The following is a 13,873-nucleotide window of genomic DNA, read 5'->3' on the forward strand; positions in this document are numbered from 1 at the left end:
TTATGCTTTCATGTTTAGGTTGTCGTATAGAGCGATGAATTGTTTGCCCCATTCGGAGCCGGGTGGTTGATGGGTGTATAGTTGCTGCTTCATGCGGTAAGCAATGTTCTGGGCATGCCAGAAATCAGGCTTCAGGGTGGTTGCCTGTAGTGCTGTTAGCAGTTTGTTGAGCAGCTGCATCTGTTCCAGGTTATCGGGTTGCTTTTCGAGTTGCTGCATAAACCGGTCTACCCGCTTAGAAATAGCGAACGTAATGGGTTCGAGCTCCAGTTTCAGCTGCATGCGTTCGGCTTGGTCACTCAGGCGCTTCATCTCTTCCAGGTCTGGCACATCCGAGGCCAGTTCTTCCAGCATTTTTTTGTTCAGGGTATATTCTACAATTACCTGCAGCGGACGCGGGAGCTTTACATTTAAGGTATGCATGGCCGCCATCAACGGGTAATTGTTATAGTATACCTGCTCAAAATCTCCTTCAATGGCGAGCATTGTATGGCTTAAAACCTCGTTCAGTATCTTATTCTGATCATCACGGAACAGGTGCCAGAAAGAGTAGTTATGCGACTCGAAATGCTTGTCCAACAGCATGATCACTTCACTGATCATTCCTTTCTTAAAAGCATCTGCCATTTCGTTGTACAGAGTTTCAAACGCATCATCGCCCCTGAACTCGCGGACGCCACCCAGTAACTGATGATCGCCGATATGCAGCACCCCATACGAAACTATAGTTTCATCCCAGGTTATGGCAGACCGGATACGTGCCCGGCCTACGGCCAGTTTCTGCCTGCCAGCTTCTGCAACCTGGTGTTTTTCTGATTTTACGTTGTAACAGTATAGTCTGCTTTCTTGGGTATAGTCTGAGAAGAGGGATGAAACGGCATAATGGGCGCCTACCCGCAGCAGATCGAGCATGGTGGTTTTGGCAATAGCACGGTAGGCTTCGGCAGCGTTCTTATACTCTTTTTTGTTGCTTTCGGCCTTTGCCAGGTATTCCAGGAAAGTTGTTTCGTAGTTCTGCCCGCTGATGCTTTCGGCAAGCTGCAGGGCACGCGCGGCATATAAAATATCCTGCATAGTCTCGATGCCGGTTACTTCATCAAAAAACCATCCGCAACTGGTATACATCAGCATGGCATGGTACTGCATCTCCAGCAATTTCAGGAAGGTGCGCTGCTCATCTATAGGTAGCTCCCGGTTACAATGATCAACTATAAAGCGCTGCACATTTTCTTCTGACCGGTCTGAAATAACCTGGATATAATCGTTACGACACCGCCACGGATCAGCGCCCAGTTGCTGCATCTGCAAAGTATATAGTGGCTCCAGTTCATCGCGCAGCCAGTCGAATGCTGCTCGTAACGGTTTGCGCCATTTCTGGTTCCAGGTAGGGTTGCCGCCGGTGTTGCAGCCACAGTCGCTTTGCCAGCGCTCTACCCCATGAAAGCAGCTCCACGAGCTTTTTTCGATGATCTGCGCTTCGTATTGTGGCGGATATTTTTCCAGGTATTCCCCGTAAATGGTAAGGTTGACGTGATGGTCGTGGTAGAGATGGTGCAGGGTGTAGGACAGGGCCATTTCGCCGAAGCGGTGGTGATGCCCATATGTTTCGCCATCTGTTGCTATGTGCAGCAGTTGTGGCTCGGGGGTATAGTTATCTAAGGCGCTCAGTAATCTGTTTGTGAATTTTTCGCCGTTATGCAGCAAGCCTTCAAAAGCCACACCCTGCGAGATAGGTGCCTGGTAAAAGAATACAACTATAGCTTTGCCTGATGGCAGGTTAACCAGGTATGGCCGGTTTGGGTTGATCTGCGCGTTGGTAGCATCGTGCCAGTTTGTTTCCCCAATTTTGCGATAACTCTTAGCCTGGTACGGCGACAGAATGGTGAATTTGATGCCATGATCAGCCAGCACTTCCAGGGTTGGCGTATCGGCAGCAGTTTCGCCGAGCCACATGCCTTCCGGGTCGCGGCCGAAGCGCTTCTTGAAATCGTAAATGCCCCAGATAACCTGCGTGTGCTTGTCACGCTCGTTGGCCAGCGGCATGATCATGTGGTTGTAAACTTGCGCCAGCGCCGAGCCGTGCCCCGAAAATCGCTGCTGGCTTTCTTTGTCGGCTGCAAGTATCGCCTGGTAGGTTTCCGGTGCTTTTTTCTCCATCCATTCCAGCAGCGTTGGCCCGAAATTAAAGCTCATCCAGGCATAATTGTTCAGAATGTCAACTATAGTTCCGTCGTTGTCCAGGATGCGGGATGCGGAGTTGCGGGCATAGCATTCGTCGGTAATGCGTTCGTTCCAGTCGTGGTAAGGCGCCGCCGATTCCTGCATCTCTACTTCGTTAAGCCAGGGGTTTTCGCGCGGCGGCTGGTAAAAGTGACCATGTATGCAAATGTATTTTTCCATACTTACGCGTTTGCCTGAATAATTATAACAGACTCGGGTTGGAGTGCGAAGCTGCCGGAACTATAGTTACTGCTTTCTATGCCTGGTCCGCCCCACTTTTCGTCCGCAGAATTTAGCACAACTTCCCATTCTTTACCTTCCGGTTCTATAGTTTGTGGCTCTTTGCTAAAGTTGATCATACATCCTAAACCAGCCGCTTTATGGGTAAACTGCAACACCGTTTCATCTTCATTTAGTGTAGCTTCGAGGTGCTCTTTGCTTAACTTCTGAACTATAGTTTTCCGGAGTTGAATGAGGGATTTGTAAAACTCACGAAGCCGGTAATGCTTTTCGCTGTTTTTATAATTGTGCTGTAGTTTAGAGTTGTTAAAGGTCTCTTCTGATTGTGGGTCCGGTGCTTCTCCCTGCCAGGCAAAGGTTTTAAATTCTTCTTTTCGGCCTTTGCGTACCGCTTCTACCAGGTCCTTATCGGTGTGGCTTACAAAAAACTGGAAAGGGTTTTCTTCACCGTATTCTTCTCCCATAAACAACATAGGAGTGTAAGGCGAAAGTATAACCAGCGCTGCTATCGGTTTCAGCATTTTAAACGAGACCAGTTGCGTCAGGCGCTCGCCCAACATGCGGTTGCCTACCTGATCGTGGTTCTGGGAGCAAACTACAAATTGCTTTGCCGGGTTAGCAGTAGCGTCAGAACCAACGGTACGTTTGCGGTTTTCAGAATAAATACCGTTGTAAATAAACGAGTGCTTCAGGGTTTTTACTAAGTGCTCCGGTTTTCCGAAATCTGCGTAATATCCTTCCGTTTCGCCGGTAACCATGGTGTGTATGGCGTGATGGTAATCGTCCATCCACTGCGCCACCAGGCCATACCCACCCTGTTCTATAGGGTTTATCAGGCGCACATCGTTCAGGTCGCTTTCAGCAATTAAATAGAAAGGTCTGTTTTGCTGCTCTGCCAGGTGATCTACGTGCTCCTGTAGTTCCTGCAAAAAGTGTTTGGCGCCGGTGTCCAGTATCGCATGCACGGCATCCAGGCGCAGCGCATCTATATGGAAATCGCGCAGCCACATCAGTGCATTCTGGAAAAAGAAGTTACGCACATGGTCAGAATGCGCGTCGTCGAAGTTCAGGGCAGCACCCCAGGGTGTGTTATATTTTTCAGTAAAGTAGGGGCCAAACTCATTCAGGTAATTTCCTTCCGGACCAAGGTGGTTATAGACTACATCCAGCACCACTGCCATACCAGCCTGGTGGCAGGCATCCACTAATTTTTTAAGTCCTTCCACGCCGCCATAACTATTCTGCGCAGCAAAGGGGTAAACGCCATCGTAGCCCCAGTTACGGCTGCCCGGGAACTGCGCAATCGGCATGAGCTCTATAGCGGTTATGCCTAAATCCAGTAATTCAGGTAGTTTGTTAATGATGCCTTCAAAAGTGCCTTCTTCTGAAAAAGTGCCCACGTGCAGCTCGTACACAATGTATTCTTCCAGAGGCAGGTTTTTCCAGTGCTGGTCGGTCCAGCTATAGTTTGGGTCGATGACTTCTGAAGGTTCGTGCACCCCATCGGGCTGCGACATGGAGGCCGGGTCGGGTAATTCTTTTTCTTTGTCCAGTCTAAAACTATAGCGGGTGCTGGGTTTAGCAGCCTCAACCAGGCCTACCCAGTAGCCGAAAGCTTCGCGTTGCATGGCTATAGTTTGCTTTTTCTCTCCGTGTATTACAACATCTACCTTTTCTGCTTCCGGTGCCCAAACCGTAAATGTAGTGCCCGTTTCGGGTACATAATGTGCGCCTATCTCTCTGGTTATTCCCATACATCAGCTTAAGTATACTAAGCAGGATTAACTGTGCCTGAGGCGCTAAGGTTATAGCTTTTTAGTGAAAGCAAACTATAGCTGACCGAACTGCTGCCGCCTCCTGCATATCGTTACCGAAACTTAACCGTATGTTATAAACTTACCTGTAACCCGATGTGCAGGTGGCAAGTAACTACAGACCAAAGCATACACGATACATGGAAGGACTTGACGGAACTCACAGAGTCATCATTGAAAATGTAAAACCTGAACTTAATTGTGGCCAGTACCCGGTAAAGCGGGTGGTAGGCGAAGAGCTGAAGGTAACAGCAGATATATTTGGAGACGGCCACGACGAGGTAAAAGCGGTACTGCTTTATCGCCACAGCCGAAGTAAAAAATGGAATGAAGTGCCCATGAAGTTCCTGGGTAACGACCACTGGCAGGCCGCTTTTGTACCTGATGCGATGGGCATGTACGAGTATACCTTGCAAGGCTGGATAGACCATTTTTATACCTGGCAAAAGGGACTGCGCAAGAAATTTGAGGCCAACAAGGACATAACCGTAGAGCTGCAGATTGGGGCACAGTTAATGGAAGAAGCTGCTGCTACCGCCAAAGCCGGTCAGCAAAAACGGTTGCACAAATGGGCGCAACAGCTGCGTGGCAATATATCGGCGGCAGATGGAGTAGAGCTGGCAACAAGCCACGATGTAACCGACCAGATGAATGCCTGCTGTGAGCGGGGGAATGTGACCTGGTATTCTAAAATTCTGCGGGTTGATGTGGAGCGCCAGAAGGCACTGTTCAGCACCTGGTACGAATTTTTTCCTCGGTCGGCAGCGCAGGAAGCCAACCGCCATGGTACTTTTCAGGATTGTATCAGGCTGTTGCCCCGCATCGCCGAAATGGGTTTCGATACCATCTACCTGCCACCCATTCACCCGATAGGCCGCGCTTTCCGGAAAGGTAAAAATAACTCTGTTACAGCAGAGCGGGGTGAGCCAGGGTCGCCGTGGGCCATTGGCGCCGAGGAGGGCGGACATAAATCCATACTTCCTGAACTGGGTACGCTGGATGAATTCCGGCACTTTGTACACGAAGCACGCAGCCACGGCATAGAAGTAGCGCTTGATTTTGCCATCCAGTGTTCACCCGACCATCCCTATGTAAAAACGCATCCGCAGTGGTTTAAATGGCGACCGGATGGCACCGTGCAGTACGCTGAGAATCCACCAAAAAAATACCAGGATGTGCTGCCTGTAAACTTTGAAACCGAAGACTGGCAAAACCTGTGGCAGGAGCTTAAATCTATAGTTTTGCACTGGATAGAGCAGGGCGTTTATATTTTCCGGGTAGACAATCCGCATACCAAGACTTTTGGTTTCTGGGAGTGGATGATCCGGGAAGTGCGGGCAAAACATCCGCAGGTTATTTTCCTGGCCGAAGCCTTTACACGTCCGCGCGTTATGGAAAGACTGGGTAAGATCGGCTTCACGCAATCCTATACCTACTTTACCTGGCGCAACAACCCGCAGGAAATACGCGAGTACATGACCGAGCTTACCAAAACCGAAATGCGCGAATACTACCGCCCGAACTTCTGGCCGAATACCCCCGATATTTTGCCGGAAGTGCTGCAACATGGCGGGGAGCCAGCGCACATTATGCGCGTTGTGCTGGCAGCTACGCTATCATCCAACTATGGCTTGTATGGCCCAGTATACGAATTCTCGATGGGCACGCCATATCCGGGTAAGGAAGAATACATCGACTCTGAGAAGTATGAAGTGAAGCACTGGGACTGGGGCAAGAAGACCAAGGTTTCAGAAGTCATCACGCTCATCAACAAAATACGCAAGGTAAACCCGGCCCTGCAAACCACCTGGAACATTGCTTTCGGAGATACCGATAACCCGCAGTTACTATGCTTTGCCAAATGGGACAGCGCCAAACGGAACAAGATTATAGTTGTTGCCAACATGGACCCGTACAACACGCAATCGGGTTGGGTACAGGTGCCGATACGCGAACTACAGTTACCGGAAGGAGAGCAATACATGGTGCACGACCTGCTGACGGAGCACAAGTATACCTGGCAAAACGAATGGAATTACGTAGAACTACGGCCGCATGAGATGCCGGTGCATGTTTTCCGTATAGAAGAAGCTAATACCGGAATGGGCCACAATAATTTAGACGATACCTGGCTCCCGACTGAACATACCACCCACGAATAAAAATAAAACTACACTATGGCTGCGGACAAAGAGCTATTAGACGATAACATTCACTGGTACAAGGACGCCATTATTTATGAGCTGCACATCAAAGCCTTTAAAGATGGCAACGGCGATGGCATAGGCGATTTTAAAGGGCTGATGCAGAAGCTGGACTACCTGGAAAGCCTGGGAGTTACAGCCATCTGGCTGCTGCCTTTTTACCCGTCTCCGCTGCGCGACGATGGCTATGATATTGCCGACTACTATAGCATAAACCCGAACTATGGCGACATGCGCGACTTTAAGCTTTTTGTGAAAGAAGCGCACCGCCGCGGCCTGAAAGTAATTACAGAACTTGTCATCAACCATACTTCGGATCAGCACCCGTGGTTCCAGCGCGCCCGCCATGCCAAACCGGGCTCTAACCACCGCGATTTTTACGTGTGGTCCGACGACCCGACCAAGTACAAGGATGTCCGCATTATCTTTACCGACTATGAGCCAAGCAACTGGACCTGGGACCCCGTAGCCAAGCAATACTACTGGCACCGTTTCTTCCATCACCAGCCCGACCTGAACTACGATAACCCTGCTGTGCAGAAGGAAGTGTTCAAGATGCTGGATTACTGGCTGGATTTAGGCGTGGATGGGTTCCGTCTGGATGCTGTGCCTTACCTGTTTGAGCGCGAAGGGACCAACGGCGAGAACCTGCCTGAAACGCACGACTTCCTGAAAAAGCTGCGCGCCCACGTAGATCAGAAATATACTGGAAAACTGCTACTGGCAGAAGCCAACATGTGGCCGGAAGATTCAGCATCGTACTTCGGCAATGGAGATGAGTGCCACATGAACTACCACTTCCCGATCATGCCGCGTTTGTTTATGTCGGTGAAGATGGAAGATCGTTACCCGATCATCGACATTTTTGACCAGACACCGGAGATACCTGAAACCTGCCAGTGGGCTATGTTCCTGCGCAACCACGACGAGCTTACCCTGGAAATGGTAACCGATGAAGAGCGCGATTACATGTACAAAGTTTACACCCGCGATCCGTTGGCTAAGATAAACTTGGGTATCCGTCACCGTTTGGCGCCGCTGCTGGGCAACGACCGCAATAAGATTGAGTTGATGAACGTGCTGCTCTTCTCGATGAAGGGAACGCCAGTGGTATACTATGGCGATGAGATCGGCATGGGTGATAACTTCTACCTCGGCGACCGAGACGGCGTGCGTACGCCAATGCAATGGAGCGACGACCGCAATGCCGGATTCTCGGAAGCCAACCCGCAGAAACTGTACCTGCCTGTCATCATTGATCCGGAATATAAGTATGAGTCGGTGAACGTTGACACGCAGGAGCAAAACAGCAGCTCGTTGCTATGGTGGATGCGCCGCATCATAAACATGCGTAAGCGTTACAAGGCTTTTGGTCGTGGAAGCATAAAATTCCTGAATCCCTCAAACTCTAAAGTACTTGCCTTTATCCGCTCTTATGAAGACGAGAACATCCTGGTAATTGCCAACCTGTCGCGCTTCCCGGAGGCGGTGGAACTGGACATGCAGGAGTTTAAAGGCTATACTCCACGAGAAGTATTCAGCAAGAATAAATTCCCGACTATAAAAGACGATTCCTACCTGTTTACTATTGGCGGGCACGGCTATTACTGGTTTGAGTTACAGCCACAGGAAGTATCGGCACAAAAGGTACTGGACATGCAGCGCTCCGTAATGGAAATAGCACCGTTGCACCAGCGCCTGCCGCAAAATGTGGTTCGACAGCTCGAAGCTAAAGTGCTGCCACCTTACATACTGAACAGGCGCTGGTTTGGGGGCAAAGCGCGCACCATTCAACGCATGCAGATCATCGACAACATGCCGCTGCAGCTGAATAATCAGGGCGTGTCGTGGTTGCTGATAGAGGTGAACTATAACGAAGGCTTGCCGGAACTATACCAGTTGCCGGTTGCCTTTATGCCCCGCGAACTAGAGCAGGATCTGATCAGTCATCATCCGGCGAGCGTGATTGCGCGGGTTACCCTGAACGGGCAGGAAGGTATTTTATACGATGCCTTGTATAGTGAGGAATTCCGGCAAATGCTGCTGCACCTGATAGCCAGGCGTCGCCGCCTACGGGCAGGACAGGGCGAGCTTGTTGGCCATAGTCACCAGCGCGTGAGCAATGTGCTGCGTGAGAACAACGGTAACCTGTCATCTAAAATACTGAGTGCTGAGCAAAGCAACACATCTATAGTTTACGACGGCCAGTTTTTCCTGAAGATCTACCGCAAAATAGATCGGGCACTGAACCCGGATGTGGAAGTAGTGCAGGCGCTTACGGATAGAGTAGGTTTTCCGCAGGTTCCGAGTTTTATGGGGATGATCGAGCAACAATCGGACACAGGTTCGCCGATGGTGCTGGCTATGCTGCAGGAGTTGGTGCCTAACCAGGGCGATGCCTGGGAGAATATGGAGGATTCGCTGAAACGCTTCTTTGAGCGCATTGAAACGCAGAGCGAGCGTGTAAAGACGGCTCCAACTATAGGTACGTTGTCGCGGCCGGTTGCTTTTTCGGATACGCCGGAGGCTGTACAAATGCAGTTGGGCGGCGCCTCGGTGAACAGGATAGAACTGCTGGGTTTGAGAACGGCAGAAATGCACTTGGCACTGGCTTCTATCCGAGACTCAAAAGATTTTGCGCCGGAAGATTTCTCGCTGCACTACCAGCGTTCTCTATACTCGTCGCTAACCTCGCTGGTGCGCAGCAACTTCGATAGTTTGCGCAAGCATTTACCAAAGCTACCGGACAATGTGCGTGTCGAAGCCGAAGAAGTACTGAACATGCGTGCCCAGATTCTGGAGCGCTTAAAACGCATTTTCTCCCGCAAAATAGATACCCTGAAAATACGAACGCACGGCGATTATCACCTCGGGCAGGTTCTGTTTACAGGTAAGGATTTCATTATTATCGATTTTGAAGGAGAACCGGCACGCTCGTTCAGTGAGCGCAGGTTAAAGCGTTCGCCGTTGCGCGATGTGGCCGGCATGATCCGCTCGTTCCATTATGCAGCTTACAATGCCCTGTTTCAGCAGGATTCGGCTGGCAAAGAGGATGGCTACCTGGAAGAATGGGCAGAACAATGGTACCATTATGCCAGCAACTTCTTTATGCACTGCTACCTCGATAAAACCATGGGGACCGGCATCGTGCCTGATAAGGAGGAAGACTTCGAAATTTTGATGGAAACCTTCCTGCTGGAGAAAGCGATCTACGAACTCGGATATGAACTGAATAACCGTCCGGACTGGGTGCTGATCCCGATCCGGGGCATTAAGTACATCATGAAAAAGTATCAGAATGGCTAAGAAGAAACTTGAGAAGGCACCGGAAACAAACTTAACGACACCATTAACTGATGCAGGTAGCGAAAAGCCAGCAGCAAAGCGCGGTCGGCCTAAAAAGGCCGACCTGGCTGCGGAAATGGGTTCACCAGTAACTATAGTTCCTGATACTGAAGCTACACCTGCTGCTGCAAAACCAAAGAGGACGCGTACCAAAGCAGTACCTGTTGAGACTACTGATCTTAAGCCAGCGCCAAAGGTAAGAGCTACAAAAAAAGCAGCAGGCGCTACAACTATAGCACAATCGCAAACTATAGTTCCGCAGGAGAAACGGGCTGTTTACCACGATATAAGCCGTTTTTCAGAGTTTGATGTTTACCTGTTTAAGGAAGGCCGCCATTTTACCTTGTATGATAAGTTGGGCGCGCACTGTATGGAGCATGCCGGGCAGAAAGGGACTTACTTTGCTGTTTGGGCGCCTAATGCAGAACGCGTTACGGTTATCGGCGACTTTAACCACTGGAACCGCGACAGCCATTCTTTAAAAGTACGGGAAGATGGTTCTGGTATCTGGGAAGGTTTTATTCCGGATCTGACAGGCGGTGAACTATACAAGTACCACATTAAATCGAATTACCACCTGTACCACGTAGAAAAGAGCGACCCGTTTGCGTTCGCCCGCGAAAAACCACCACAAACCGCCTCGCGCATCAGCGACCTGAAATATGAGTGGCAGGACCACGAGTGGATGGAACACCGCAAAACTATAGCCGGGCAGGCGCAGCCCATGAGCGTGTACGAAGTACATTTAGGCTCCTGGCGGCGACGACCGGAAGATAATAATCGGCCCCTGACCTACCACGAACTGGCCGAGGAGCTGCCGCAATATGTAAAGGAAATGGGCTTTACGCATGTGGAGTTCATGCCGGTCATGCACCACCCGTTTATGGGCAGTTGGGGCTACCAGATCACCGGGTATTTTGCTGCGGCCAGCGTGTATGGCTCCCCGCAGGAACTCATGCACCTGATCGATGTGCTGCACCAGCATGGCATAGGTGTAATTCTGGATTGGGTTCCGTCCCACTTCCCGTCTGACGAGCACGGGTTGGCTTACTTTGATGGCACGCACCTGTACGAGCACGCCGACCCGCGCAAAGGTTACCATCCCGACTGGAACAGCTACATCTTTAACTATGATCGCAACGAAGTACGTTCTTTCCTGATCAGCAATGCGCTTTTCTGGCTGGATAAATACCACGTGGATGGATTGCGGGTGGATGCGGTGGCCTCGATGCTGTACTTAGACTATAGCCGTAAAGAAGGGGAGTGGATACCAAACGAACACGGCGGGCGCGAAAACCTGGAAGCCATCTCCCTGATAAAAGACTTTAACCAGGCCGTGCATGAGAAGTATCCGGATGTGCAAACTATAGCCGAAGAATCCACGGCATGGCCTGCTGTAACAGGCAAGGTAAACGATGGTGGCCTTGGCTTTAATATGAAGTGGATGATGGGCTGGATGCACGATACGCTGGATTACTTCTCTAAAGACCCTATCTACCGCAAACACCATCAGGGCGAAATCACATTCAGCATTATTTACGCTTTCTCCGAACGGTTTATGCTGCCGCTCTCGCACGACGAGGTAGTGCATGGCAAAGGCTCACTCATCCGGAAGATGCCGGGCGATGAATGGCAGCAGTTTGCCAACCTGCGCATGCTTTATAGTTACATGTTTGCACACCCGGGCACAAAACTCCTGTTTATGGGCGGCGAGCTGGCCCAAAGCTCCGAATGGAACCACGACAGCAGCCTGGAGTGGCACTTACTGCAGTACCATTACCATAGTGGCATGCAACGCCTGTTACAACGCCTAAACAATTTGTATAAACAAGAACCGGCACTATACGAGCATAACTTCGACAGCAGCGGCTTTGAATGGGTTGATTTTCAGGATTCGCATAACAGCGTGATCAGCTTTTTACGGAAAGGCAATGACCCCAAAAATGACGTGCTTATAGTTTGCAACTTTACCCCGGTAGTACATGAAAACTATAGGTTAGGCGTGCCACACAAAGGCGAATGGGTACAACTCTTCAACTCTGATGACGAGCAGTTCGGCGGAAGTAACGTGCAGAATCCAGAAACGCTGCAGGCTGCAGAAGAGCCATCGCACGGCCGGGATTACTCCCTGACCCTGAAGTTACCGCCACTGGCAGTGGTATATTTTAAGTTAAAAAGTTAGAAAAGTATAAGTTTGGAAGTTATTTATAATAGAGAGTGAAAAACACCTTTCTAACTTTTTAACTTCCAAACTTTCTAACTTTCAATTATTTTCCATTCCGGAGGGGGAAGAGGCGGCGTAAACTCAATCCTCTTTTAGATTCTTCCTGTGGTAAACTATAGTCTGATACCGAACGCACATCTTCAATGGTATAAAATGCCTGTGGATTGTATTCCCGGATGATGTCCAGCACATGGTTCAGCTTTTTGCGCTTCACGATCATGAACAGCAGGTTTACTTTGCCCCGGGTGCCACGGGCATCTACACAAGTCAATCTATAGCCGTGGCCTTTCAGCCGCTCTATCAGGTTTTGTGCAGAATCTACAGTAATAACGCGCACTACCATTTGACCCAGGGCCAGCTTCTGCTCAATGCGCAGCCCTAAAAAGTTACCAGTAGCAAAGCCGCCGGCCCAGGCCAGGTAAGAGGCTACGTTGTTCAGGTTCTGCATCACTTGTGTTATGGCCACCAGCCAGATCAGCACTTCCAGGAAACCAAGCGCAGGCGCGATCATTTTGTCACCTTTGGAAATGAACACGATGCGTAGGGTGCCCAGGGTAACGTCCATGATGCGGGCAAAAAAGATCAATAAAGGAATAATTACCCACTCTGTTATAGTTGGGTCTAATCCGCTGAATAAATTCATTTGTAGTTAAATTTCGTCGGGTGGCTATAGTTTTAGTTTGGTATGTTGTTGCCTGAAACAGAAGCCCGTAGTTTAGGTAACGCTTCAGGATAGTTTTTCTGGATAAAGTAAAGCAGTTTTTCACGGACAAGACAACGCAGGTCCCAGGCATCGCCGGAATTACGGGCACTGAAAAGCGCACGAAGCTGTACATTGTCGTGTTGCGCATCGGTTACCTGCAGGCCGGCTACCTCGCCGTTCCATAACGCAGACCCGGATAGTATATGTTTTAGTTCTTTCCTGAGTTCCTCTACGGGTACTGCATAATCGGTGTAAAAATAAACGGTAGCTAAAATATCAGTGCTGGTGCGCGACCAGTTCTGGAAGGGCTTCTCGATAAAATAGTTGAGCGGAAGGATAAGCCGGCGGTTGTCCCAGAGGCGTAGCACCACATAGGTTAAGGTTATCTCTTCTACGCGGCCAAATTCCTGCTCTACTACCAGCACATCGTCTATCCGGATGGGTTGGGTAAACGCAATCTGTAAACCGGCCAGTAGGTTAGCCAGCGAGCGTTGCGCCGCAAAACCAAGTACCACCCCAGCTATGCCTGCTGATGTCAACAAACCGGTACCCAACGCCTTTACAGCCTCAAACTGTAACAAAACCATGGCGCTTCCTATAAAAACGATGAGGATAATGGTGATTTTCCGGACAAACTGTAGTTGCGTGTATAACTTCCGTTCCCTGAAATTATCCGGCTTATCGATAGCATACTTGTGCCGCACTATATCCTGCACCACCGACACTAGTTTTATCAGTATCCAGGCAAATACAATAATGTTGAAGATCTCGATTACACGTCTTAGCGAATGGATGCTGCTCTCTGATAACGGAACAGTTGGCAATGCCATCGATATAAAAAGCAACGGGAAAAAGTAAGTAAGCGGATGGTTAAGGTGTTTTGTAAGCGATGCTACCAACTTTGGGTTAGAGTACCTGTTATACAGATTCAGTAACTTAAATAACATGTACTTCAGGAGCAGGCCCAGCAAAACGCTTACAGCAAATATGATCAGGGTAATGGCCAGGTTATCGAGGTGGTCTATAAAAGATCGGAGTCTTTCCATGGGTTAAGCATTGGTACAGACATACATGCCGGTATATTTCTGCATAGTTACTTGCTAAAGTGCCTGTGGGTTATCAT

At 49.6% G+C, this 13,873-nt stretch carries 7 protein-coding genes; 3 read left to right on the forward strand and 4 right to left on the reverse strand.

Annotated features, from left to right (window positions below):
* Together GWO68_RS05370 and treZ are read right to left on the reverse strand one after the other, a co-directional pair.
* A complete protein-coding gene (locus GWO68_RS05370; protein ID WP_162345391.1) occupies positions 1-2,400 on the reverse strand; it encodes a DUF3536 domain-containing protein in 2,400 nt (799 codons plus the stop codon).
* 2 nt (positions 2,401-2,402) lie between these two features.
* A complete protein-coding gene (gene treZ, locus GWO68_RS05375; protein WP_162345392.1) occupies positions 2,403-4,214 on the reverse strand; it encodes a malto-oligosyltrehalose trehalohydrolase in 1,812 nt (603 codons plus the stop codon).
* A gap of 200 nt (positions 4,215-4,414) precedes the next feature.
* Here treZ and GWO68_RS05380 point away from each other — a divergent pair, with 200 nt between their 5' ends.
* Genes GWO68_RS05380 through glgB form a run of 3 tightly spaced genes read left to right on the forward strand, consistent with a single transcriptional unit; the run spans position 4,415 to position 12,005 of the window.
* The gene (locus tag GWO68_RS05380) at positions 4,415-6,436 is read left to right on the forward strand and encodes an alpha-1,4-glucan--maltose-1-phosphate maltosyltransferase (protein WP_162345393.1); all 2,022 of its coding nucleotides are present in this window, start codon (positions 4,415-4,417) and stop codon (positions 6,434-6,436) included.
* 15 nt (positions 6,437-6,451) lie between these two features.
* Positions 6,452-9,784, forward strand: a complete 3,333-nt coding sequence (gene treS / locus GWO68_RS05385; protein ID WP_162345394.1) for a maltose alpha-D-glucosyltransferase — start codon at positions 6,452-6,454, stop codon at positions 9,782-9,784.
* Complete coding sequence (glgB, locus tag GWO68_RS05390) at positions 9,777-12,005, forward strand: 1,4-alpha-glucan branching protein GlgB (RefSeq protein ID WP_162345395.1); 2,229 nt, start codon at positions 9,777-9,779, stop codon at positions 12,003-12,005. Before treS ends, glgB begins: the two co-directional genes overlap by 8 nt.
* 85 nt (positions 12,006-12,090) lie before the next feature.
* Here the strand turns inward: glgB and GWO68_RS05395 are convergent, their stop codons facing one another.
* Positions 12,091-12,690, reverse strand: a complete 600-nt coding sequence (locus tag GWO68_RS05395; RefSeq protein WP_162345396.1) for a DUF2179 domain-containing protein — start codon at positions 12,688-12,690, stop codon at positions 12,091-12,093.
* Between the two features lie 32 nt (positions 12,691-12,722).
* Positions 12,723-13,796, reverse strand: a complete 1,074-nt coding sequence (locus GWO68_RS05400; RefSeq protein ID WP_162345397.1) for a mechanosensitive ion channel family protein — start codon at positions 13,794-13,796, stop codon at positions 12,723-12,725.
* Positions 13,797-13,873 lie beyond the last annotated feature (77 nt).

This window comes from Pontibacter fetidus (assembly GCF_010119545.1).
In the GTDB taxonomy this organism is placed as follows: domain Bacteria; phylum Bacteroidota; class Bacteroidia; order Cytophagales; family Hymenobacteraceae; genus Pontibacter; species Pontibacter fetidus.

Excerpts from the sequence above, each read along its gene's own strand:
- glgB (WP_162345395.1), top strand. The coding sequence starts at position 9,777 with ATGGCTAAGAAGAAACTTGAGAAGGCACCGGAAACAAACTTAACGACA.
- treZ (WP_162345392.1), bottom strand. The coding sequence starts at position 4,214 with ATGGGAATAACCAGAGAGATAGGCGCACATTATGTACCCGAAACGGGC.
- GWO68_RS05400 (WP_162345397.1), bottom strand. The coding sequence starts at position 13,796 with ATGGAAAGACTCCGATCTTTTATAGACCACCTCGATAACCTGGCCATT.
- GWO68_RS05380 (WP_162345393.1), top strand. The coding sequence starts at position 4,415 with ATGGAAGGACTTGACGGAACTCACAGAGTCATCATTGAAAATGTAAAA.
- GWO68_RS05370 (WP_162345391.1), bottom strand. The coding sequence starts at position 2,400 with ATGGAAAAATACATTTGCATACATGGTCACTTTTACCAGCCGCCGCGC.
- treS (WP_162345394.1), top strand. The coding sequence starts at position 6,452 with ATGGCTGCGGACAAAGAGCTATTAGACGATAACATTCACTGGTACAAG.
- GWO68_RS05395 (WP_162345396.1), bottom strand. The coding sequence starts at position 12,690 with ATGAATTTATTCAGCGGATTAGACCCAACTATAACAGAGTGGGTAATT.